Below are 22164 nucleotides of genomic sequence, written 5' to 3'. Positions count from 1 at the left end.
GCCGCCGCGACCGCCTCAACGGCGTCGCGGCTCCCCGGCGTAGGTGCCGAATGACCACTGGTTCCCCTCGGGGTCGCTGAGCCGGAACTCGCGACCGCCGTAGTCCTTCTCCTCCACCTTGCCCGGCTCGAGCCCGGCGTCCACGGCGCGCTGCCAGACCGCGTCCACGTCGGTGGTCACGACGTACGCCGAGGTGGTGCCCGGCTGCTGGGTGAACGGACCCTCGGGCTTGTGGCAGCCGAGCATCACCCCGCCTCCCTCGGGCCAGTCGAGCTGGGAGTGCTGGACGATGCCGTCGTCGTCGCGGTAGACCGCGGTCTCCTCGAAGCCGAGGGCGACCAGGGTGCGGATCAGCAGGTCGGGGTCGTGGGCCTGGAAGGCCGGCCAGACAGTGGGTTCGTGGTGGTTGCTCATGCCCTCAGGCTGCCCCGTCGCCCTGCTGCCCGACTTGGAGATTCGGGAACTCCTGCGCTCCCCGCTCCGCGGCCAGCCAGGCCGTGGGACCCAGCCCGGCGAACTCGTGGAAGTCGCGCACCAGGTGCGACTGGTCGTAGTAGCCGACCCGGGCGGCGACCTGCGCGAGCGGGTCGCCTGCGCTCGAGGCACGTGCCACGGCACGCCGGGCCGCGTCAAACCTGGCCAGCCGCTGGACGGTCTTGGGGCCGTGCCCGACCTCGGCGGCGAGCAGCTGACCGAGCCGTCGACGGCTGTAGCCGACCTCCGCGGCGACGGCCTGGACCGGGCGTGCGGGCTCACGCGTGAGCAGCCGCCACGCGTGGCGGACCTCGGGACGGGGCACGGGCGGCTCGGCGCCGCGGGCGACCGCCCGCCGTCGCCGTCCGAGGAACGCCAGCACCGCGGCGTACCGGTCTGCCCAGTCGGTGGCGGCGTGCAGCTCCTCGACCACCCGGTCGACCTCGGCACCCAGGAGGTCCCGGGCGTCCCAGCTGCCCACCGGGAGCGCGGCCGCAGGCGCGCCCAGCAGCCCGCGGGCCCCGAGGGGGTGCAGGGTGAGCTGCACCCCGAGCCACCGCCCGGGGTTCTCGACCATCGCTGCCCGGGTGTGCAGGCCGCCCAGCGAGACCCACTGCGCGTCCCGGACGCCACGGGCCCAGTCCTCCTCGCTGGGGGCGGTGCGCAGCGGCTGCTCCAGGCTCAGCACCAGGGTCAGGCCGTGCGAGGGGAGACCGCGGTGGACGCCGGGCGTCAGGCCGTCCGCGGAGTAGCCGAACATCGCGTCCACGTACGGACGCAGCGACGCCGGTACCCGCGCCGCCGGAGGGTGCCCCCAGACTCCGCCCATCCCGCGAGTGTGCCGCACGTCGGCCCGCCACGTCACCAGGTGGAGGCACCGTGCCGGACAGGGTGCGGGACGCGGCTCTGGACACGGCGCGGGACAGGCCGGCGCCGCCCTAGGATCGGCGTCCGTGACCCCCACCATCGGCGTGCTGGCGCTCCAGGGCGACGTCCACGAGCACCTGACCACGCTGGGTGCCCTGGGGGCTCGCGCCCGGCCGGTCCGGCGTCCCGCCGAGCTAGCCACCTGCGACGGGCTGGTGCTGCCGGGCGGGGAGTCGACCACCATCGCCCGGCTCGCCGGCCTGACCGGTCTGCTCGAGCCGTTGCGGGAGGCGGTGCGTGCCGGCCTTCCCGTCTTCGGTACCTGTGCCGGGATGGTCCTGCTGGCCGACCGGGTGGCCGACGGCGCCGCCGGTCAGCAGACCGTGGGCGGGCTGCACGTCACGGTGCGCCGCAACGCGTTCGGCCGCCAGGTCGCCTCCTTCGAGGAGCGCCTGGCGGTGTCGGGGCTGGTGGACCCGGTGCCCGCCGTCTTCATCCGGGCACCCTGGGTCGAGGACGCCGACGACGACGTGGAGGTGCTGGCTCGGGTCGGCACGGGTCCGGCCACGGGTAGGATCGTGGCGGTCCGTCAAGGCTCCCTGATGGCGACCTCGTTCCACCCTGAGGTCGGCGGCGACGACCGGATCCACGGCCTGTTCGTGGACCTGGTGCGATCGGCCTGAGGACGCACCGACCCCAGCTGCACCCCGAGAAGCCGTTTCCGACACTGATAGAGGGACTCATGTCAGGCCACTCCAAGTGGGCAACGACCAAGCACAAGAAGGCCGCGATCGACGCCAAGCGCGGCAAGCTCTTCGCCAAGCTGATCAAGAACATCGAGGTCGCGGCGCGCCAGGGCGGCGGTGACCCCGCGGGCAACCCGACGCTCTACGACGCGATCCAGAAGGCCAAGAAGTCCTCGGTGCCCAACGACAACATCGACCGCGCCGTCAAGCGCGGCTCCGGTGCGGAGGCGGGCGGCGCCGAGTACCAGACGATCATGTACGAGGTCTACGGCCCGCAGGGCGTGGCCTTCCTGGTCGAGTGCCTCACCGACAACCGCAACCGGGCAGCGATGGAGGTCCGGACCGCGGTCACCCGCAACGGCGGCACGATGGCCGACCCCGGCTCGGTCTCCCGGCTCTTCTCCCGCAAGGGCGTGGTGATGGTGCCCAAGGACCAGGAGGGGCGCCAGGTCGGCGAGGACGACGTGCTCGAGGCCACCCTCGAGGCGGGCGTCGAGGACGTGAACGAGTTCGACGAGTCCTTCCAGGTGCTGGCCGAGGCCACGGACGTGGTCGAGGTCCGCACCGCGCTCCAGGCGGCCGGCATCGACTACGACTCGGCCGAGGTCGAGTTCGTGCCGAGCATGGAGATCCCGGTCGACGCCGACGCCGCCGGCAAGGTGATGCGGCTGATGGACGCGTTGGAGGACCTGGACGACGTGCAGAACGTCTTCGCCAACGTCGACGTGCCCGACGAGGTGATGGCCGAGCTCGAGGGCTGAGCCGAGCCCGACCCCGATGTGGCCCGGCCCCTGGCGGGGCGCCTCGCGTGTCGCCGCCGGGGGAGGGCCGGTTCGGGTTAGCGTGGCGTGCGAACACACGTTCGGACGAGAGGGTGGCGATGCGTGTCCTGGGGATCGACCCTGGCCTGACCCGGTGCGGCATCGGGATGGTCGAGGGCGAGGTCGGACGGCCGCTGAGCCTGGTCGACGTCAACGTGCTGCGCACCAGCTCCACCCTGCCGATCGCCGAGCGCCTGGTCACGATCGAGCGCGGCATCGACGCCTGGCTCGACGAGTACCAGCCGGACGCGGTGGCGGTGGAACGGGTCTTCGCCCGCTCCGACTCGAGCACCATCATGGGGACCGCGCAGGCCAGCGGGATCGCGCTGGTCGCCGCGGCCCGCCGCGGGCTGCCGGTCGCCCTGCACACCCCCAGCGAGGTCAAGGCCGCGGTCTCGGGCAGTGGGCGCGCGGACAAGGCCCAGGTCGGGGCGATGGTCACCCGGATCCTGCGGCTGGACGCGCCGCCGAAGCCCGCCGACGCCGCCGACGCCCTGGCGCTGGCGATCACCCACATCTGGCGCGGCGGGGCGAGCTCACGCCTGGCGGCCGCCGCCGAGGCCCAGGCCGCCCAGCTCGCGGCCGCCGTCAGGACCGCGGGCCGGTCCGGCCAGCGGGCGCCGGCGCGCGCGGCCGTACGACGCCCCACCACCAGGAGACCTGCATGATCGCGTTCGTCCGGGGCCGCGTCGCGGCCGTCACCCTGTCCAGCGCCGTGCTGGAGGTGGGCGGCGTCGGCCTGGAGCTGATGTGCGCGCCCGGCACCCTGGCCACCCTGCGCACCGGCCAGGAGGTCACCCTGCCCACCAGCATGGTGGTGCGGGAGGACTCGCTGACCCTCTTCGGCTTCACCGACGAGGACGAGAAGACCTGCTTCGAGCTCGTCCAGACCGCCAGCGGGGTCGGGCCCAAGCTGGCCCAGGCGATCCTCGCCGTGCTGAGCCCCGACGTGCTGCGCCGGGCCATCGGCACCGAGGACGTCAAGACCCTCACCCAGGTGCCCGGCATCGGGCAGAAGGGCGCCCAGCGGATCATCCTCGAGCTCAAGGACCGGATGGGGGTCGTCGGCCCCACCGGACCGGGGCAGGCCGTCGTGCCGGCCGAGGCGCCCTGGCGGGCCCAGGTCCAGCAGGGCCTGGTCGGGCTCGGCTGGTCGGTCCGCGAGGCCGACCGGGCCGTCGAGGAGGTCGCCGACCAGGCGGGCGACCAGCCGGACGTCGCCGCGCTGCTGCGGGCTGCCCTGCAGACGCTGAGGAAGGCCTGAGATGGACCCCGAGGAGATGCTCCGTGCCGGCGAGGAGGAGTACCTGCGCTCGCTGACCGCGGCCGAGGCGGACGGCGACGAGCGGGCGGTCGAGGCCGCGCTGCGTCCGCGCTCCCTGGACGAGGTGGTCGGCCAGGCCCGGGTCCGGGACCAGCTGGGCCTGGTGCTGGAGGCTGCCCGCCAGCGCGGCCGGGCGCCCGACCACGTGCTGCTCTCGGGTCCCCCCGGGCTGGGGAAGACGACGCTGGCGATGATCATCGCGGCCGAGATGAGCGTGCCGCTGCGTCTGACCAGCGGGCCCGCCATCACCCACGCCGGCGACCTGGCGGCGATCCTCAGTGCGGTCAACGAGGGCGACGTCCTCTTCGTCGACGAGATCCACCGGATGTCGCGGCCGGCCGAGGAGATGCTCTACATGGCCATGGAGGACTTCCGGGTCGACGTGGTCATCGGCAAGGGACCGGGGGCGACCGCCATCCCGCTGGAGATCCCCACCTTCACCCTGGTGGGGGCCACCACCCGCGCCGGGCTGCTCCCCGGACCCCTGCGCGACCGGTTCGGGTTCACCGCCCACCTGGAGTACTACGAGCCAGCCGAGCTCGACCGGATCGTCCACCGCTCTGCGGGTCTGCTCGGGGTCGACCTCACCGACGGCGGCTCGGCCGAGATCGCCTCGCGCTCGCGCGGCACCCCCCGGATCGCCAACCGGCTGCTGCGCCGGGTCCGCGACTACGCGCAGGTGCGCGCCGACGGCGTGCTGAGCCGCGAGGTGGCCCGGGCCGCGCTGGACCTCTACGAGGTCGACGAGCTGGGCCTGGACCGGCTGGACCGCGCGGTCCTCGACGTCCTGTGCCGACGCTTCGGCGGAGGTCCGGTCGGGGTCTCCACCCTGGCGGTCGCCGTGGGGGAGGAGCGGGAGACGGTGGAGGAGGTGGCCGAGCCGTTCCTGGTGCGCCAGGGGTTCCTGGCCCGCACGCCCCGGGGTCGGGTGGCCACGGCGGCGGCCTGGCAGCACCTGGGCCTGCCGCTGCCTGCGTCGGCCGCCCTCCCGGCCGACGGAATCCTCTTCGAGGAGTAGGGCGACGTAGACTCACGAGAGCACACCGTCCCCGTTCGAGAGGTCATCTCGTGGAGTTCCTGCCCCTGGTCGCCATCGCCCTGGTCTTCTGGCTGCTGATCGTCCGTCCAGCCGGCAAGCGCCAGAAGGAGATCGCCAAGCTCCAGGCGGCGCTGAAGGTGGGGGACCGGGTGCTGCTGAGCTCCGGGATCTTCGCCGTCGTCCGGGAGACCAGCGAGGACCGGGTCCGGGTCGAGATCGCCGACGGCGTCGTCGTCGAGGTCGCCCGCGGTGCCGTGGCCGCGATCGAGCAGGCCTCGGTCGAGCAGGCCTCCGTCGACGAGGCCCGCTCCGGGGACGACGGGTTCAACGGCCCGACCACCCCCGGAGCCTGAGGCGTGGTCTCTCCGGCTGCCGTGGCCGCCCGCGAGGCGATGACCCGGCTGGTCGTCGACGTGCCCGACTACCCCGAGCCCGGGGTGATCTTCAAGGACATCACGCCCCTGCTCGCGGACCACACCGCGTTCGAGCAGACCATCACCGCCCTGGCCGAGGCCGGTCTAGACCAGTCCGAGCACGGGGTGGTCGACAAGGTCGTCGGCATGGAGGCGCGCGGGTTCATCCTCGCGGCCCCGGTGGCGCTCGCCCTGGGGGCCGGCTTCGTGCCGGTGCGCAAGGTCGGCAAGCTGCCCCGCGCGACGCACCAGGTCTCCTACGACCTGGAGTACGCGTCCGCGACCCTGGAGCTGCACCAGGACGCGATCAGCCCCGGCGACCGGGTGCTGCTGGTCGACGACGTCCTGGCCACCGGCGGCACCGTGGCCGCCACCCGCGAGCTGGTCGCCTCGTGCGGCGGAACGGTGGTCGGGGTCGCGGTGCTGATGGAGATCGCCGTGCTCGACGGTCGCGGCTCCTGCGACGGGGTACCCCTGACGGTCCTTCAGTCGGTCTGAGCCGGACTAGACTGACCCGGTGACCGAGCAGCAGGGGACGACACCGGAGCAGGGCAGCAGCGAGCTGCCCGTCTCGGCGCGCTCGATGCGTGCCCGCCTGGCTCGGATCGGCACCCGGAGCGTGCCCGGGAACCCCGTGCTGGAGCCGTTGTTCCGGGCGGTGCGGGCCAACCACCCGAAGGCCGACCTCGCCCTGCTCGAGCGGGCGTACGTGACCGCCGAGCGGATGCACGGGACCCAGACCCGCAAGAGCGGCGACCCCTACATCACCCACCCGCTCGCAGTGACCACGATCCTGGCGGACATCGGGATGACCGAGCCGACGCTGGTGGCCGCGCTCCTGCACGACACGGTCGAGGACACGCCGTACACCCTCGACGAGCTGCGCGCCGACTTCGGCGACGAGGTCGCGGTCCTGGTGGACGGCGTGACCAAGCTGGACAAGGTCAAGTACGGCGACGCGGCGCAGGCCGAGACCATCCGCAAGATGATCGTGGCGATGTCCCGCGACATCCGGGTGCTGGTGATCAAGCTCGCCGACCGGCTGCACAACATGCGCACGCTGCGCTACGTGCCGCAGGCCAGCCAGGAGCGGACCGCGCGCGAGACGCTGGACATCTACGCCCCACTGGCCCACCGCCTGGGCATGAACACGCTCAAGTGGGAGCTGGAGGACCTGGCGTTCGCCACGCTGCACCCGAAGATCTACGACGAGATCGTCCGGATGGTGGCGGAGCGGGCGCCCTCCCGCGACCAGTTCCTCACCCAGGTGATCGCCCAGGTCAAGCAGGACCTGAAGAACGCGCGGATCAAGGCGAAGGTCACCGGACGGCCGAAGCACTACTACTCGATCTACCAGAAGATGATCGTCGGCGGCCGGGAGTTCTCCGACATCTACGACCTGGTGGGGATCCGGATCCTGGTCGAGGAGGACCGGGAGTGCTACTCGGTCCTGGGCGTCCTGCACTCGCGGTGGAACCCGGTGCTGGGTCGCTTCAAGGACTACGTGGCGATGCCCAAGTTCAACATGTACCAGTCGCTGCACACCACCGTGATGGGTCCGTCCGGCCGGCCGGTCGAGGTGCAGATCCGTACCTTCGGCATGCACCGCCGGGCCGAGTACGGCGTGGCGGCGCACTGGAAGTACAAGGAGGACTCGCGCAACGGGGTCGACACCGACCGGGCCGGCGACATGGACGACATGCACTGGCTGCGCCAGCTCATGGACTGGCAGAGCGACGTCGAGGACCCGGGCGAGTTCCTGGAGTCCCTGCGGTTCGAGATCAACCGGGCCGAGGTCTACGTCTTCACCCCGCGCGGTGACGTGATCGCGCTGCCGACCGGCGCCACCCCGATCGACTTCGCCTACGCGGTGCACACCGAGGTCGGGCACCACACCATCGGCGCCCGGGTCAACGGCCGGCTGGTGCCGTTGGAGTCCACGCTGGACAACGGCGACGTGGTGGAGGTCTTCACCTCCAAGTCGCCGACCGCCGGCCCGTCCCTGGACTGGCTCAACTTCGTGAAGTCGCAGCGGGCGCGGTCGAAGATCCGTCAGTGGTTCACCAAGGAGCGGCGCGAGGAGGCGACCGAGCGCGGCAAGGACCAGATCGCCCGGCTGATGCGCAAGGAGGGCCTGCCGCTCAAGCGTGTGCTCTCCCACGAGTCGCTGACCGAGGTGGCGCTGCACTACAAGCTCGCCGACGTCTCCGCGCTCTACGCCGCGGTGGGCGAGGGGAACCTCTCGGCCCAGGCGGTGGTCCGCCGGGTGATCGAGCTGCACGGGGGCGACGAGGGTGCCGCCGAGGACCTCGCCGAGGGCGTGACGATCACCGGTCGCCGCAGCCGTCCGCCGAAGGTCGCCGCCGCCGGCGACTCCGGGGTGGTCGTCCAGGGCACGGGCGACGTGTGGGTCAAGCTCGCCAAGTGCTGCACGCCGGTCCCGCCTGACCCGATCCTGGGCTTCGTGACCAAGGGCGGGGGAGTCTCGGTGCACCGGCGCGACTGCACCAACGCCGAGAGCCTCCAGTCCCAGCCCGAGCGGCTGATCGAGGTGGACTGGGCCCCGAACGCGCACTCGACGTTCCTGGTCAACATCCAGGTCGAGGCGCTGGACCGGGCCCGGCTGCTCTCCGACATCACCATGGCGCTGGCGGACACCCACGTGAACATCCTCAGCGCCACGCTGCAGACCACCCGCGACCGGGTCTCCAAGAGCAGGTTCACCTTCGAGATGGCCGACGCGACGCACCTGGACAGCGTGCTGCGCGCCGTACGCGGTGTGCCCGGCGTCTTCGACGCCTACCGGGTCACCCAGTAGCCGGACACGACAGCGGCCCCGCACCTCTGTGCGGGGCCGCTGTCATCTCTGCGGCGGGAAGGCCTCGGCTCAGCCGGAGAACTCCTCGGCGGCCCGGCGGGCCATCTCCAGGAAGGCCTGCCGGGAGGCGAGGTTCTCCTCGAGCTCACGGACCTTCTTGTCCTGGCCGGCGTCCCGGGCCTTCGCCAGCTGCGCCTCCAGGTCGTCGATCGCCGCCTGGAGCTTGCCGACCATGTCGTCGGCACGGGCCGACTTCTCCGGGTCGGTGCGGCGCCACTGGTCGTCCTCGGCGCCGCGGATCGTCTGCTCGATCACGCGCATCCGGCCCTCGAGCTCCTTGATCCGGTCCCGCGGGACCTTGCCCGCGGCGTCCCAGCGCTCGGCGAGGTCGCGGAACGCGGCCTTGGCGGCCTCGAGGTCGGTGATCGGGAGCAGGGCCTCGGCCTCGACCAGCAGGGCCTCCTTGACCTCGGCGTTGCTGGCGAACTCGGCGTCCATCGCCGCGTTGGCCGCGTCGCGGTTGCCGAAGAACTTGTCCTGGGCGCCGCGGAACCGGCGCCAGAGCTTCTCGTCGACCTCGCGCGGCGCGGGGCCGGCGGCCTTCCAGTCGCGCATCAGGTCGCGGAACCGACCTGAGGTGGGACCCCAGTCGGTCGAGTCGGCGAGCGACTCGGCCTCCTTGGCCAGGCGCTCCTTGACCGCCTTGGCGGCGTCGCGCTTCTCGTGCTGCTCGGCGAAGTGGCTCTTGCGACGACGGGTGTAGGTGGTGCGGGCCGAGGAGAACCGACGCCACAGCGTGTCGTCGGTCGACTTGTCCAGACGGGGGAGCGCCTTCCACTCCTCGAGGAGGTCCCGGAGCCGGTTGGCGCCGTTGCGCCAGTCGTCGCCGGCGGCGAGCTTCTCCGCCTCGGCGACCAGCTCCTCCTTGCGCGCCTTCGACTCCGCGGTGCGCTGGGCCTTCTCGGCCTTGCGCGCCTCCCGCTGGGTGGCGATCACCGGCCCGAGGGCGTCCAGCTTGGCCAGCAGGGAGTCCAGGTCGCCGACGGCATTGGCCTCGGTGACCTGGGCCCGCACGGTCTTGACCGCGGTGGTCGCCTCCTCCGGGCTCACCTTCCCCGCGGCCACGCGTTGGGCCAGCAGGCCGACCTCGAACTCCAGGGCCGCGAAGCGTTCGGTGAAGAACGTCAACGCCTCCTCGGGGGTGCCCGCGGGGTAGGACCCGACGGCACGCTCACCCGTGCTGGTCTTGACGTAGACGGTGCCGTCCTCGGCCACCCGGCCCCACTCGGACTGCTTCTGCGCGCTCATAGCGGCCCATGCTAGTCAATGAACCGGCGCTGCTCGGTAGGCTGCTGACCGACAACCCCTCCCGAGTCGATCGAAGGTCCATCACCGTGTTCATCGCCGGCTTCCCCGCGGGCCCCTGGGGAACCAACTGCTACGTCGTCTCGACCGGTCCCGGCAACGAGTGCGTCGTCGTCGATCCGGGCAAGGACGCCGCCTCCGGGGTCGACCAGGTCGTCCGCGAGAACCGGCTCAAACCGGTCGCGGTCCTGGTGACCCACGGGCACATCGACCACATGTGGTGCGTCGCCCCGGTGGCCGGCAGCTACGAGGCCACCGCCTGGATCCACCCCCGGGACCGGCACCTGCTGACCGATCCGATGGCGGGCATGTCGCGGGAGAGCACCCAGATGCTGCTGGGCGGCTCGTACGAGTGGGCCGAGCCCGACGACGTGCGCGAGCTCTCCGACGAGCAGACCCTGGAGATCGCGGGCCTCTCGTTCGTGGTCGACCACACGCCCGGCCACACCGAGGGCTCGGTCACCTTCCGCACGCCGTACGGCGAGTCGGCCGGCAGCGCGGACGTGTCGGAGGTGATGTTCTCCGGTGACCTGCTCTTCGCCGGCTCCATCGGCCGCACGGACCTGCCCGGCGGCGACCACCCCACGATGCTGCGCAGCCTGACCTCCAAGGTGCTGCCGCTGGCCGACGACATCGTGGTGCTGCCCGGGCACGGGGAGCAGACCTCGATCGGGCGGGAGCGGGCGACCAACCCCTACCTGCGCGAGCTGATCGACCAGGGCGACTCTGCCCGTGTGACCCGAGGACTCTGAGATGGCCAGGATCGCCCCGCTGAGCGGGTTCCCCGAGCTGCTGCCCGCCCAGCGGGTGGTGGAGCGCGACGTGATCGCGTCCCTGTCGAGCACCTTCGAGCTGCACGGCTTCGCCAACATCGAGACGCGCGTCGTGGAGCCGCTGGACCGGCTGGCCAAGGGTGGCGAGATCGACAAGGAGATCTACGTCCTGCGCAGGTTGCAGGCCGACGACAGCGCCGACGACACCGGCCTGGGCATGCACTTCGACCTCACCGTGCCCTTCGCCCGCTACGTGCTCGAGCACGCAGGCCACCTCGAGTTCCCGTTCCGCCGCTTCCAGATCCAGCCGGCGTGGCGAGGCGAGCGCCCGCAGGAGGGCCGGTACCGGCAGTTCACCCAGGCCGACGTCGACATCGTCGGGCGCGACACCCTGGCGTTCCACCACGACGTCGAGGTGATGACCGTGATGGTCGACGCCCTCGACCGGCTGCCCATCCCGCCGGTGGCGTTCCAGTTCAACAACCGCAAGCTGATCCAGGGCTTCTACCGCGGCCTCGGCATCGGGGACGTGACCGCCGCGATCAAGGTGATCGACAAGCTCGACAAGCTGCCCGCCGAGCAGGTGGCGCGGCTGCTGGTCGAGCAGGCCGGAGCCACGGCCGAGCAGGCCGAGCGGTGCCTGGAGCTGGCCACGATCCGGGTCCCCGACACCTCCTTCGTGGAGCGGGTCCGCGCGCTGGGCGTCACCGACGACCTGCTCGACGAGGGCCTGGCCGAGCTGGCCGCCGTGATCGAGGGCTGCGCGGCGGTCGACGCCCCGTCGGTGAGCGTCGAGGCGAACCTGCGCATCGCCCGTGGCCTCGACTACTACACCGGCACGGTCGTGGAGATCTTCATGGAGGGCTACGAGCGCCTCAAGTCGGTGGGCGGCGGCGGTCGGTACGACGCGCTGGCCACCGACGGCAAGACCACCTACCCCGGCGTCGGCGTCTCGTTCGGCGTCTCCCGCAGCCTGCTGCCGCTGCTGGCCGACGGCGTGCTCGCCGGGTCCCGCCCGGTGCCCAGCGCGGTGCTGGTGGCCGTGGTCGACGAGGAGAGCCGCACGCGGTCCACCGACGTGGCCGCCGCCCTGCGTCGTCGTGGCGTGCCGTGCGAGGTGGCGCCCAGCGCCAGCAAGTTCGGCAAGCAGATCCGGTTCGCCGAGCGCCGCGGCATCCCCTGGGTCTGGTTCCCCGGCGACGACGGCGCCGACACCGTCAAGGACATCCGTTCCGGGGAGCAGGTCGCCGCCGATCCGGCGTCCTGGACCCCACCGGCCGAGGACCTGCGACCGCAGGTGCTGACCCCGACCGCCACCCCCAGCATCCCCACCACCACCGAGGAGAACACCCCGTGATCCGCACCCATGACGCCGGTTCCCTGCGACCCGAGCACGTCGGCCAGACCGTGACCCTCGCCGGGTGGGTGGCGCGGCGCCGCGATCACGGCGGCGTCGCCTTCCTCGACCTGCGCGACGCCAGCGGCGTGGTGCAGGTGGTGGTCCGGGACGAGGCCGTGGCCCACAGCCTGCGCAACGAGTACTGCCTCAAGGTCACCGGCGAGGTCGGCACCCGTCCCGAGGGCAACGCCAACGCGGCGATCCCCACCGGCGAGATCGAGGTCGTCGCTCTGCCTGGCACCGAGGGCGTCGAGGTGCTCTCGACCGCGGCTCCGCTGCCGTTCCCGATCGACGACGCCGCCTCGCACAAGGGCGGCGACGTGGGGGAGGAGGTGCGGCTCAAGCACCGCTACCTCGACCTGCGCCGCTCCGGCCCCGCCGCCGCCATCCGGCTGCGCAGCCGGCTCAACCGGGCGGCCCGCACGGTGCTCGACGAGCACGGCTTCGTCGAGGTGGAGACCCCGACCCTGACCCGCTCCACCCCCGAGGGCGCCCGCGACTTCGTGGTGCCGGCCCGGCTCCGGCCCGGCAGCTGGTACGCCCTGCCGCAGAGCCCGCAGCTGTTCAAGCAGCTGCTGATGGTCGGCGGGCTGGAGAAGTACTACCAGATCGCCCGCTGCTACCGGGACGAGGACTTCCGCGCCGACCGCCAGCCCGAGTTCACCCAGCTCGACATCGAGATGAGCTTCGTGGACCAGGAGGACGTCATCCGGCTGATGGAGGACGTGCTCGAGGCGATGTGGGCCGAGGCCGGGCACAAGATCGAGCGTCCGATCCCGCGGATGACCTACGAGGAGGCGATGCGCCGCTTCGGCTCCGACAAGCCCGACCTGCGAATGGGTCTGGAGCTCGTGGAGTGCACCGAGTTCTTCGCCGACACCACGTTCCGGGTCTTCCAGGCGCCGTACGTCGGTGCCGTGGTGATGCCCGGCGGCGCCTCGCAGCCGCGCAAGAAGCTGGACGCCTGGCAGGAGTGGGCCAAGCAGCGCGGTGCCAAGGGCCTGGCCTACGTGCTCGTCCAGGAGGACGGCTCGCTCACCGGGCCCGTCGCCAAGAACCTCTCCGAGACCGAGGCGGCCGGGCTGGCCGACCACGTCGGCGCGGCGCCCGGGGACTGCATCTTCTTCGCCGCCGGCGCGGCCAAGCCGAGCCGCGCCCTGCTGGGTGCCGCCCGGCTGGAGATCGGGCGCCGCGGCGGCCTGATCGACGAGTCCACCTTCGCCTTCACCTGGGTGGTGGACGCGCCGCTGTTCGAGCCCGCCTCGGACGCGGTGGCCAGCGGCGACGTCGCCGTGGGCGCCGGCGCCTGGACCGCGGTGCACCACGCCTTCACCAGCCCCAAGCCGGAGTACCTCGACACCTTCGACACCGACCCCGGCTCGGCGCTCGCCTACGCCTACGACATCGTGTGCAACGGCAGCGAGCTGGGCGGCGGGTCGATCCGTATCCACCGCGAGGACGTGCAGAAGCGTGTCTTCAAGGTGATGGGGATCGACGAGGCCGAGGCGGAGGAGAAGTTCGGCTTCCTGCTCGAGGCGTTCAAGTACGGCGCCCCGCCGCACGGCGGCATCGCCGTCGGGATGGACCGGATCTCGGCCATGCTGGCCGGCACCGACTCGATCCGCGACGTGATCGCGTTCCCGAAGTCAGGTGGCGGTTACGACCCGCTCACCGAGGCGCCCGCGCCGATCAGCGCGCAGCAGCGCGCGGAGGCCGGGGTGGACGCGGTGCCGGAGGAGACCGGCTCCGACGCGGCTGACGCCTGAGCACCTCGATGAGCCGCTGGAGGCCGTGGGCCGTGGGCGTGGCCTCGGGGCTGCTGCTCACGGCCTGCACCGGGAGCGGGGACCCGGAGGACGCGGACGAGGGCGCGGGGGCGCCGGGTAGCTCCGCGTCCCGGATCGCCGACCTCCGTGGGCCGGCGCGGCCGGTCGAGGGTGCGGTCTCCGGGGGCAGCCTCACGGTCCACCTGCCGGGGGAGCCGGGACCCACGTCGCTCGACCCGGCCGGACTCGGCCAGGGCCAGGCCAGGGCCATCATGCAGGCGCTGACCCAGCGCTCGCTGACCCAGTACGTCCGCGGCGAGGACGGCACCCCGGTGCTGGTGCCCGACCTGGCCACGGACCTGGGCCGGCCCAACGAGGACCACACCGAGTGGCGGTTCACCGTGCGCGACGGGGTGACCTGGGAGGACGGCAGCGCGGTCACCCCCGGCCAGGTGGCCTTCGGGATCACCCGCACGCTGGACGTCAAGGCGTTCCCCCTCGGGCCCGGCGCCGACTACACCCGGCCGTACTTCGCCGGGGGCACCCAGGGCAGGAGCACGGAGCAGCAGGGCAAGCAGGGCAAGAAGGCGAAGAAGGCGGAGAAGGCGCCCTTCACCGGAGTCCGGGTCGAGGGACGCGACGTGGTGCTCACCACCACCGAGCCCTACCCCGAGATGGATCGCCTGGTCTCCCTGCCGGGCTTCGGCCCGGTGCCGGAGGGGAAGGTCTCCGACCCGCCCGGCTACGGCCGCAAGCCCTGGGCGACCGGCCCCTACCGGGTGAAGCGGCTGGTGCCCGGCAAACGGCTCGTGCTGGTCACCAACGGTCAGTGGCAGCCGGACAGCGACCCGGGCCGGCACCAGTACCTCGACCGCTGGGTCTTCCGCTTCGACCGGACGCAGGCCCAGGTCGACCGGCTGGTCCTCGACGGCGGGAAGCGGGCCCGGCACACGGTGGCGACGGTGAGCGGTCACGCCTACCCCGAGGCCGCCCCGGCGCTGGGCGACCGACTCGTGCCGCAGGCCGCGCCCTGCGTCTCCACGCTGGCGCCGGACCACACCAAGATCACCGACCTCGCCGTACGCCGCGCGCTCGCCCTCGCCTATCCCTACGAAGAGGCGTGGCTGGCGGCCGGCGAGGTCCCGGGGATCACCCGGATGCACGCGGACTCGCTGGTTCCGCCGTGGTTCCCGGGGAAGCAGGACCGGGACGCGGTGGACGCGGGTGAGGGCTCCTGGCCGCGCACCGACCCGGAGCGGGCCCGCGAGCTGCTCGCGGAGGCCGGCCACGAGCCGGGCGACTACGAGCTGACCATGCTGGTGCACGAGGACGACCCCCGGGCCGTGGCCGTGCAGGCGCGTGTCACCCGGGCGCTGCGCCGGGGCGGCTTCGCGGTCCGGGTGCTGCCCGTGGCGGAGTCGCCGTACAACGTCTGGGGCGAGCCGAAGTCCCCGCTGGACAAGAAGCTGAACGTCCGCGCGGTCAGCCTGTGCGCCGACTGGCCGTCGGGCTCGGGCCTGGTGGAGCCGCTGCTGCGGGCGGGGTCGGACTACAACACCGCCCGGTTCGCCGAGGAGTCGGTGGAGCAGGAGCTCGACCGGATCGCGGCGTTGCCGCCGACGGAGCAGGACGAGGCCTGGGCCGAGCTGGACGAGCGGGCGAGCGCCGAGCAGCTGCCGTTCGTCCCCACCGGCTTCCGGCGCGAGCTGCTCGCCTTCGGGCAGGGCGTCGGCAACCCGACCGGCGAGGCCGCCTCCGGGGCGCCGAACTACCGCGACCTCTACGTGGTCCAGTGACCTCGCGCGAGCGGGGTCGACGGCGACGCCTAGGCTGAACGACGTGGGTGACACGATCTCCGAGCCCGGACTCTTCGACGCCCCCGACCCGGGCGCCGGATCGCTGGGCGCCAACACGTACGCCTCCGCCCCGCTCGCGGTGCGGATGCGTCCGCGCACCCTGGACGAGCTGGTCGGGCAGGCCCAGCTGCGTGCGCCGGGGTCGCCGTTGCGTCGCCTCGTGGAGGGCGACCAGTCGATGTCGCTGCTGCTGTGGGGGCCGCCGGGCACGGGCAAGACCACCATCGCCGGGATCGTCAGCCAGCAGACCGACCGCAGGTTCGTCGAGGTCTCCGCCGTGGCCGCCGGGGTCAAGGAGGTCCGCGCGGCGATCGACGCCGCGCGCGCCGAGCTCTCCCGGGGTGGCCGGGAGACCGTGCTCTTCGTCGACGAGGTGCACCGGTTCACCAAGGCCCAGCAGGACGCGCTGCTGCCGGGCGTGGAGAACCGCTGGGTGACCCTGGTGGCAGCCACCACGGAGAACCCGTTCTTCTCGGTGATCTCCCCGCTGCTCTCCCGCAGCCTGCTGCTCCGGCTGGAGTCGCTGACCGACGACGACGTCGACCTGGTGATCGAGCAGGCGCTGACCGACGAGCGGGGCCTGCGCGGCCGGTTCGAGCTCACCGAGGACGCCCGGGCCCACCTGGTCCGGCTCGCCGGCGGTGACGCCCGCCGCGCGCTGACCTACCTGGAGGCGGCGGCCGGCGCGGCCGCCTCGGTGGGGGACGGCGACCGCCCCACGATCGACCTGGAGCTGGCGGAGACCGCGGTCGACCAGGCGGCCGTGCGCTACGACCGCCAGGGCGACCAGCACTACGACGTCACCAGCGCCTTCATCAAGTCGGTGCGGGGCTCCGACGTGGACGCCGCGCTGCACTACCTGGCCCGGATGGTCGAGGCGGGGGAGGACCCTCGGTTCATCGCCCGTCGTCTGGTCATCCTGGCCAGCGAAGACGTCGGGCTCGCCGACCCGACCGCGCTCACCACGGCCGTGGCCGCGGCCCAGGCGGTCCAGCTGATCGGGATGCCGGAGGCCCGGCTCAACCTGGCCCAGGCCACGATCGCGCTGGCCGCCGCACCCAAGTCCAACGCCGTGATCAAGGCGATCGACGCCGCCAGCGCCGACGTCCGGGCAGGGAAGATCGGCCCGGTGCCGGCCCACCTGCGCGACGCGCACTACGGGGGTGCCAAGTCCCTGGGGCACGGCGGCGGCTACAAGTACTCCCACGACGAGCCGTACGGGGTGGCCCGGCAGCAGTACGCCCCGGACGTGGTCCTCGACGCGACCTACTACCGGCCCACCAACCTGGGGGCCGAGGCCGCGGTCAAGGAGCGCTGGCAGCGGATCCGCAGCCTCATCCGGGGCGCACGCGGAGACAGGTAGGGTTCCGCTCTGTGACAGTCCCGACGACCTTGGTGCTGACCGGCGCGGCCGTGCTGGCCGTCGTGGTCCTCGCGCTCGTGCTGGCGCTGGTCCGCCTGCACCGGCAGACCAGGGCCGCGCTGGAGCGTGCCGAGGCCGACCAGGCAGCCCTCCGCGCCCGGCTCGACGAGCTCGCGCACACCGCTCACCGGACCTCCGAGCGGCTCGAGGCCGAGTTCGTGATCACCGACGCCGGCAACAGCCTCGAGGACGCCCGGCGAGCCCCGGAGCCCGCGCGGATCGAGGGCCGGCTCTTCGCCGACCTGGTGCTGCGCGAGTCCGCGGTCAAGGCGGCGTCCTGGGCGTACGCCGTACGACGGGTCGCCTCCGCGGAGTCCCGCAACCGGCTGCGGTTCGAGATGCGGCAGGAGACCAAGCGCTCCACCCGTCGGCGCCGGGCGGACGTCAAGGAAGCCCTGCGGCAGTACTACGCCCGCGAGCGGGGTGATCTGGCGTGAGCCGCGGCTTGTGGTTCGTCGCCGGCGCGGGCGCCGGTCTCTACGGCGCGGCTCGGGCGCGACGCGTCATGGACAGCCTCTCCGCCGAAGGGCTGCGCGCGCGTTGGCACGGGCTGACGCATGCCGCCCGGCTCGCCGGCGAGGAGCTCGGCCAGGCTCGCGCGGAGCGCGAGACCGAGCTCCGGGACCGCCTGGGGCTGCCACCCCGACCCACCGATCCGACTCGCGTGCTCGAGGCCCCGCGACCAGCGGGCGCGCCCGAGCTCCTCCCCACCGACGACACGAGAGACACCGCCTGATGGACACCGCAGAGATCCGCCGCCGCTTCCTCGCGCACTTCGAGAACGGATCGCGTTGGGGCGCGCACACCGCCGTCCCGTCGGCGTCGCTGCTGGCCGACGACCCCAACCTGCTCTTCGTGCCGGCCGGGATGGTGCCGTTCAAGCCGTACTTCCTCGGCCAGGAGAAGGCGCCGTACCCGCGCGCCACCAGCGTGCAGAAGTGCGTGCGCACCCCCGACATCGAGGACGTCGGCCGGACCACGCGGCACGGCACGTTCTTCGAGATGTGCGGCAACTTCTCCTTCGGCGACTACTTCAAGGAAGGCGCGATCGAGCTCGCCTGGGAGCTGGTCACCAAGCCGGTCGCCGACGGTGGCTTCGGCCTGGACGAGTCCCGGCTGTGGCCCTCGATCCTGCACGGGGACGACGAGGCGCTCGCGCTGTGGAAGAAGGTCACCGGCCTGCCCGAGGACCGGATCGTCCGGCTCGGCCGCAAGGAGAACTACTGGTCGATGGGCGTGCCCGGTCCCGGTGGTCCGTGCTCGGAGATCCTCTACGACCGCGGCCCGCAGTACGGCCCCGACGGCGAGTTCGGCACCACCAGCCGGACCGAGATGCCGGTCGAGCTCGAGGACCGCTACCTGGAGATCTGGAACCTCGTCTTCATGCAGGACGAGCTGAGCGCGGTGCGGTCCAAGGAGGACTTCGACATCGCCGGCTCCCTGCCGAACCGCAACATCGACACCGGCATGGGTCTCGAGCGGGTCGCGTTCCTCCTGCAGGGCAAGGAGAACATGTACGAGATCGACGTGATGGCGCCGGTGATCGCTCGCGCCGAGGAGCTCAGCGGCCGCCGCTACGGCGCGGACCGCGACGACGACGTCCGGTTCCGGGTGGTCGCCGACCACGTGCGCAGCTCGATGATGCTGATCGGCGACGGCGTGACCCCGGGCAACGAGGCGCGCGGCTACGTCCTGCGCCGGCTGCTGCGCCGCGCGGTGCGCTCGATGCGGCTGCTCGGCTACGAGGACCCCGCCCTGCCGGAGCTGATGCCGGTCAGCCGCGACCGGATGGGCGAGACCTACTCCGACCTGCACAGCGACTGGGAACGGATCTCCCGGGTCGCCTACGCCGAGGAGGAGGCGTTCCGCAAGACCCTCCAGGCGGGCACCACGATCTTCGACCTAGCCGCGGGCCAGGTGAAGGAGAGCGGCGGCCGGGTGCTCTCGGGCCAGCAGGCGTTCTCCCTGCACGACACCTACGGGTTCCCGATCGACCTGACCCTGGAGATGGCCTCCGAGCAGGGCCTGTCGGTGGACGAGGCGGGCTTCCGGGGCCTGATGGCCGAGCAGCGCGAGCGCGCCAAGGCCGACGCCCGGGCCAAGAAGGGGCAGCACGCGGACACCAGCGCGTACCGCGGCGTCCTGGACGCCCACGGACCGACCGAGTGGCTGGCCTACGAGACGCTCGAGACCGAGTCGCGGCCGCTGGCGCTGCTGCGCGAGGGGCACAGCGTGCCGGCCCTGGCGGCCGGTGAGGTCGGCGAGCTGGTGCTGGACCGCACCCCGTTCTACGCCGAGTCCGGCGGCCAGGCCGCTGACGCCGGCCGGATCGAGTTCGACGGCGGCGTGCTGGAGGTGCTCGACGTGCAGCGGCCGGTCCGCGGGCTGGTGGTGCACCAGGTCCGGGTACTGGAGGGCGAGCTGCCCGCGGACGCCGGGACGCTGCACGCCAAGGTCGACCCGGAGTGGCGCACCGGCGCCCGGCAGGCCCACTCCGGCACCCACGTGGTGCACGCGGCCCTGCGCGAGGTGCTCGGCCCCACGGCGCTGCAGTCCGGCTCCTACAACCGGCCCGGCTACCTGCGGCTCGACTTCGGCTGGACCTCCGCGCTCTCGCCGGACCAGGTCCGCGACATCGAGACCGTCTCCAACCAGGCGCTACGCGCCGACCTGCCGGTGGGCTGGCAGTACATGACGCTGGCCGAGGCCAAGGAGTGGGGCGCGATCGCGCTCTTCGGCGAGACCTACGACGACCAGAAGGTCCGGGTCGTCGAGATCGGCGGACCCTGGTCGCGCGAGCTCTGCGGCGGCACGCACGTCGACCACTCCTCGCAGATCGGCACGGTCGTGGTCACCGGCGAGGCGTCGGTGGGCTCCGGCAACCGGCGGATCGAGGCGTTCACCGGGGTCGAGGGCTTCGCCTACCTGGCCCGTGAGCGCGACGTCGTGCACGAGCTGACCACCATGCTCAAGGCGCAGCCCGACGACGTGGTCGGCCGGGTCCGGGACATGGTCGAGCGGCTCCGGGCCACCGAGAAGGAGCTGGAGCGGGCGCGCCTGAGCCAGCTGCTCGCCGGCGGTGCCGGCCTCGCGGCCGGCGCCCAGGACGTCGGGGGAGTGGCCGTCGTGGCCCACCGGGTCGACGGAGCCGGGGGCGGTGACGTGCGGACGCTCGCGACCGACGTGCGCGCCCGGCTGGCTGCTGATCGTCCCGGTGTCGTCGTCCTCGTGGGCGTCGCCGACGGCAAGGTGGCCGTCGTGGCGGCGACCAACGACGCGGCGCGCGAGCGTGGACTGTCGGCCAACGACCTGGTCAGGGCGCTCGGCCCGCACGTCGGCGGCCGGGGCGGTGGCAAGCCGGACATGGCCCAGGGCGGCGGTACCGAGGTGTCGGGCGTCGACGCGGCGGTCGCCGCAGTCGCCCCGGAGGTCGCCCGGGCCCTCGGGGGTGCCTGAGGTGCGCACGGGCGTACGGCTGGGGATCGATCCGGGGGATGCCCGGATCGGGGTCGCCCGCAGCGACCCGTCGGGATTCCTGGCCACGCCGGTGGAGACCGTGCCGCGAGGTCGAGGCGACCTGCGCCGGATCCAGCGGATCCTCGCCGAGGAGGAGGCGGTCGAGGTGGTCGTCGGACTGCCCCGTTCGCTGTCGGGGGGCGAGGGCCCGGCCGCGGCCAAGACGCGCGAGTTCGCCCGCGCCCTGGCCCGGCGGGTCGCGCCCGTGCCGGTGCGCCTGTGCGACGAACGGTTGAGCACGGTCAGCGCGGAGTCCATGCTCCGCGATCGGGGGAGCAAGGGAAGCAAGCGTCGTGCGGTGGTGGACCAGGCCGCCGCCGTCGTCATCCTGCAGCACGCGTTGGACACGGAACGAAGCACCGGATCCGCGCCCGGAGAGATCGTCGAGGTCAACGATGAGTGAGCACACGGACGCGGACTACGAGGAGACGGAGGAGCGCACGTACGGCGCCTCCGGCGGCGCCCGGCGGAAGAAGCGCCGCCGCAGCCCGGTGGGCTGTCTGGTCGCCCTGGTCGTCGTCGCCGCCCTGGCCGCCGGGCTCTACGTGGGCGCGCAGAAGGGCATCGAGTTCGTCTCCGACCAGTTCGGCTCGGTCGAGGACTACCCCGGCCCCGGTCAGGGGTCGGTGATGTTCGAGGTGAGCCCCGGCGACGTGGCCGCCCAGATCGGTCGCAACCTCAAGGACGCCGGGGTGGTCGCCTCGGTGCAGGCGTTCATCGACGCCGCCGCGGCGAACCCCGACTCGTCGCGGATCCAGCCCGGCTCCTACGAGCTGGCCGAGGAGATGCGCGCGGTCGACGCGCTGGACATTCTGCTGGACCCCGCCAACCAGGTGAAGAACACCGTGACCATCCCCGAGGGCCTGCGGGTGACCGACATCGTCGACGTGCTGGTCGAGGAGACGGACTTCAACCGCAAGCGCTACGAGAAGGCGCTCGCCGACCCCGCCGCGCTGGGGCTGCCGGACTACGCCGAGGGCAACGCCGAGGGCTACCTCTTCCCCGCGACCTACGAGATCGGTCCGAAGGACAAGCCGAAGGACATCCTGGCCGCGATGGTCCGCCGGTGGCGTCAGGCCGCCGACGAGGTGGGGCTGGAGGAGCGCGCCGCCGCGCTGGGCAAGACCCCCGCGGAGATCATGATCATCGCCTCGCTGGTCGAGGCCGAGGGCCGCGGCGACGACATGCCGAAGGTCGCGCGGGTGATCTACAACCGGCTCGACGGACCCGGCGACAAGGGGGGCACCAACGGGCTGCTCCAGATCGACGCCGCGAACGCCTACGGCATCGGCAAGTCCGGCACCACGGCGCTGACCACCGAGGAGCTGGCGGAGGACACGCCCTACAACACCCGGCTCTATCCCGGGCTGCCGCCGACCCCGGTCGAGGCTCCGGGCGACGACGCGATCGCCGCGGCGGTCGAGCCGGCCGAGGGCCCCTGGTACTACTACGTCACCGTGGACCTGGCGACGGGGGAGACCAAGTTCACCGACTCCTACGACGAGTTCCTCGAGTTCAAGCAGGAGTACCTCACCTACTGCGAGTCCTCGGACGCGTGCTGAGG

At 72.7% G+C, this 22164-nt stretch carries 21 protein-coding genes; 18 read left to right on the top strand and 3 right to left on the bottom strand.

Features of this window, described 5'->3' with window-relative positions:
* Positions 1 to 15 precede the first annotated feature (15 nt).
* Positions 16 to 414: a VOC family protein gene (locus H8838_RS10870; RefSeq protein WP_181311153.1), complete on the bottom strand. Its 399-nt coding sequence runs from the start codon at positions 412 to 414 to the stop codon at positions 16 to 18.
* Between the two features lie 4 nt (positions 415 to 418).
* Positions 419 to 1303: an AraC family transcriptional regulator gene (locus H8838_RS10865; protein ID WP_185996492.1), complete on the bottom strand. Its 885-nt coding sequence runs from the start codon at positions 1301 to 1303 to the stop codon at positions 419 to 421.
* 124 nt (positions 1304 to 1427) lie between these two features.
* Between H8838_RS10865 and pdxT the strand changes: the two genes are divergently transcribed.
* The 8 genes from pdxT (at position 1428) to H8838_RS10825 (ending at position 8502) form a co-directional block, all read left to right on the top strand.
* Complete coding sequence (gene pdxT, locus H8838_RS10860; RefSeq protein WP_224766068.1) at positions 1428 to 2024, top strand: pyridoxal 5'-phosphate synthase glutaminase subunit PdxT; 597 nt, start codon at positions 1428 to 1430, stop codon at positions 2022 to 2024.
* 59 nt (positions 2025 to 2083) lie between these two features.
* Positions 2084 to 2848: a YebC/PmpR family DNA-binding transcriptional regulator gene (locus tag H8838_RS10855; RefSeq protein WP_181311151.1), complete on the top strand. Its 765-nt coding sequence runs from the start codon at positions 2084 to 2086 to the stop codon at positions 2846 to 2848.
* Positions 2849 to 2967: 119 nt separating this feature from the next.
* Entirely contained in the window at positions 2968 to 3576 is a 609-nt protein-coding gene (gene ruvC / locus H8838_RS10850) for a crossover junction endodeoxyribonuclease RuvC (protein ID WP_185996493.1), read from the top strand.
* Positions 3573 to 4172, top strand: a complete 600-nt coding sequence (gene ruvA / locus H8838_RS10845) for a Holliday junction branch migration protein RuvA (protein WP_185996494.1) — start codon at positions 3573 to 3575, stop codon at positions 4170 to 4172. Before ruvC ends, ruvA begins: the two co-directional genes overlap by 4 nt.
* Position 4173: 1 nt before the next feature.
* On the top strand, positions 4174 to 5250 hold the full coding sequence (gene ruvB / locus H8838_RS10840) for a Holliday junction branch migration DNA helicase RuvB (protein WP_185996495.1): 1077 nt from the start codon (positions 4174 to 4176) through the stop codon (positions 5248 to 5250).
* Positions 5251 to 5300: 50 nt separating this feature from the next.
* Positions 5301 to 5624 (top strand): preprotein translocase subunit YajC, encoded by a 324-nt coding sequence (gene yajC / locus H8838_RS10835; protein ID WP_185996496.1) that lies wholly within the window; start codon positions 5301 to 5303, stop codon positions 5622 to 5624.
* Between the two features lie 39 nt (positions 5625 to 5663).
* Positions 5664 to 6182, top strand: a complete 519-nt coding sequence (locus H8838_RS10830) for an adenine phosphoribosyltransferase (RefSeq protein ID WP_185996526.1) — start codon at positions 5664 to 5666, stop codon at positions 6180 to 6182.
* Positions 6183 to 6267: 85 nt separating this feature from the next.
* Positions 6268 to 8502: a RelA/SpoT family protein gene (locus tag H8838_RS10825; RefSeq protein WP_181311381.1), complete on the top strand. Its 2235-nt coding sequence runs from the start codon at positions 6268 to 6270 to the stop codon at positions 8500 to 8502.
* Positions 8503 to 8571: 69 nt separating this feature from the next.
* On the opposite strand, the gene H8838_RS10820 is transcribed toward H8838_RS10825, so the two are convergent.
* The gene (locus H8838_RS10820) at positions 8572 to 9810 is read right to left on the bottom strand and encodes a DUF349 domain-containing protein (RefSeq protein WP_181311146.1); all 1239 of its coding nucleotides are present in this window, start codon (positions 9808 to 9810) and stop codon (positions 8572 to 8574) included.
* 86 nt (positions 9811 to 9896) lie between these two features.
* On the opposite strand from H8838_RS10820, the gene H8838_RS10815 reads away from it, so the two are divergent.
* Genes H8838_RS10815 through mltG form a run of 10 tightly spaced genes read left to right on the top strand, consistent with a single transcriptional unit; the run spans position 9897 to position 22162 of the window.
* On the top strand, positions 9897 to 10619 hold the full coding sequence (locus H8838_RS10815) for an MBL fold metallo-hydrolase (protein WP_181311379.1): 723 nt from the start codon (positions 9897 to 9899) through the stop codon (positions 10617 to 10619).
* A gap of 1 nt (position 10620) precedes the next feature.
* Entirely contained in the window at positions 10621 to 11997 is a 1377-nt protein-coding gene (gene hisS / locus H8838_RS10810) for a histidine--tRNA ligase (protein WP_185996497.1), read from the top strand.
* On the top strand, positions 11994 to 13805 hold the full coding sequence (gene aspS, locus H8838_RS10805; RefSeq protein WP_185996498.1) for an aspartate--tRNA ligase: 1812 nt from the start codon (positions 11994 to 11996) through the stop codon (positions 13803 to 13805). Before hisS ends, aspS begins: the two co-directional genes overlap by 4 nt.
* An 8-nt stretch (positions 13806 to 13813) precedes the next feature.
* Complete coding sequence (locus H8838_RS10800) at positions 13814 to 15601, top strand: ABC transporter substrate-binding protein (RefSeq protein WP_185996499.1); 1788 nt, start codon at positions 13814 to 13816, stop codon at positions 15599 to 15601.
* Between the two features lie 43 nt (positions 15602 to 15644).
* On the top strand, positions 15645 to 17024 hold the full coding sequence (locus H8838_RS10795) for a replication-associated recombination protein A (protein WP_373562887.1): 1380 nt from the start codon (positions 15645 to 15647) through the stop codon (positions 17022 to 17024).
* 11 nt (positions 17025 to 17035) lie between these two features.
* A complete protein-coding gene (locus tag H8838_RS10790) occupies positions 17036 to 17521 on the top strand; it encodes a hypothetical protein (protein WP_185996500.1) in 486 nt (161 codons plus the stop codon).
* Complete coding sequence (locus H8838_RS10785) at positions 17518 to 17820, top strand: DUF6167 family protein (RefSeq protein WP_185996501.1); 303 nt, start codon at positions 17518 to 17520, stop codon at positions 17818 to 17820. Before H8838_RS10790 ends, H8838_RS10785 begins: the two co-directional genes overlap by 4 nt.
* Positions 17820 to 20540 carry an alanine--tRNA ligase gene (alaS, locus tag H8838_RS10780; protein ID WP_185996502.1) on the top strand — a complete coding sequence of 907 codons (2721 nt, stop codon included), beginning with the start codon at positions 17820 to 17822 and terminating at the stop codon, positions 20538 to 20540. Before H8838_RS10785 ends, alaS begins: the two co-directional genes overlap by 1 nt.
* Before the next feature lies 1 nt (position 20541).
* Positions 20542 to 21003, top strand: a complete 462-nt coding sequence (gene ruvX, locus H8838_RS10775; RefSeq protein WP_181311139.1) for a Holliday junction resolvase RuvX — start codon at positions 20542 to 20544, stop codon at positions 21001 to 21003.
* Entirely contained in the window at positions 20996 to 22162 is a 1167-nt protein-coding gene (mltG, locus tag H8838_RS10770; protein ID WP_185996503.1) for an endolytic transglycosylase MltG, read from the top strand. Before ruvX ends, mltG begins: the two co-directional genes overlap by 8 nt.
* Positions 22163 to 22164 lie beyond the last annotated feature (2 nt).

It is taken from the genome of Nocardioides campestrisoli (assembly GCF_013624435.2).
Taxonomy (GTDB): Bacteria; Actinomycetota; Actinomycetes; order Propionibacteriales; family Nocardioidaceae; genus Nocardioides; species Nocardioides campestrisoli.
The sequence above is the reverse complement of the archived record's forward strand: the minus strand, read 5'-3'. Positions and strand labels throughout refer to the sequence as shown.

Bases quoted from the DNA above. Each gene is read 5' to 3' on its own strand.
- H8838_RS10870 (WP_181311153.1), bottom strand. From the start codon at position 414: ATGAGCAACCACCACGAACCCACTGTCTGGCCGGCCTTCCAGGCCCAC.
- H8838_RS10865 (WP_185996492.1), bottom strand. From the start codon at position 1,303: ATGGGCGGAGTCTGGGGGCACCCTCCGGCGGCGCGGGTACCGGCGTCG.
- H8838_RS10855 (WP_181311151.1), top strand. From the start codon at position 2,084: ATGTCAGGCCACTCCAAGTGGGCAACGACCAAGCACAAGAAGGCCGCG.
- ruvC (WP_185996493.1), top strand. From the start codon at position 2,968: ATGCGTGTCCTGGGGATCGACCCTGGCCTGACCCGGTGCGGCATCGGG.
- ruvA (WP_185996494.1), top strand. From the start codon at position 3,573: ATGATCGCGTTCGTCCGGGGCCGCGTCGCGGCCGTCACCCTGTCCAGC.
- ruvB (WP_185996495.1), top strand. From the start codon at position 4,174: ATGGACCCCGAGGAGATGCTCCGTGCCGGCGAGGAGGAGTACCTGCGC.
- H8838_RS10830 (WP_185996526.1), top strand. From the start codon at position 5,664: ATGACCCGGCTGGTCGTCGACGTGCCCGACTACCCCGAGCCCGGGGTG.
- H8838_RS10825 (WP_181311381.1), top strand. From the start codon at position 6,268: ATGCGTGCCCGCCTGGCTCGGATCGGCACCCGGAGCGTGCCCGGGAAC.
- H8838_RS10820 (WP_181311146.1), bottom strand. From the start codon at position 9,810: ATGAGCGCGCAGAAGCAGTCCGAGTGGGGCCGGGTGGCCGAGGACGGC.
- hisS (WP_185996497.1), top strand. From the start codon at position 10,621: ATGGCCAGGATCGCCCCGCTGAGCGGGTTCCCCGAGCTGCTGCCCGCC.
- H8838_RS10800 (WP_185996499.1), top strand. From the start codon at position 13,814: ATGAGCCGCTGGAGGCCGTGGGCCGTGGGCGTGGCCTCGGGGCTGCTG.
- alaS (WP_185996502.1), top strand. From the start codon at position 17,820: ATGGACACCGCAGAGATCCGCCGCCGCTTCCTCGCGCACTTCGAGAAC.
- mltG (WP_185996503.1), top strand. From the start codon at position 20,996: ATGAGTGAGCACACGGACGCGGACTACGAGGAGACGGAGGAGCGCACG.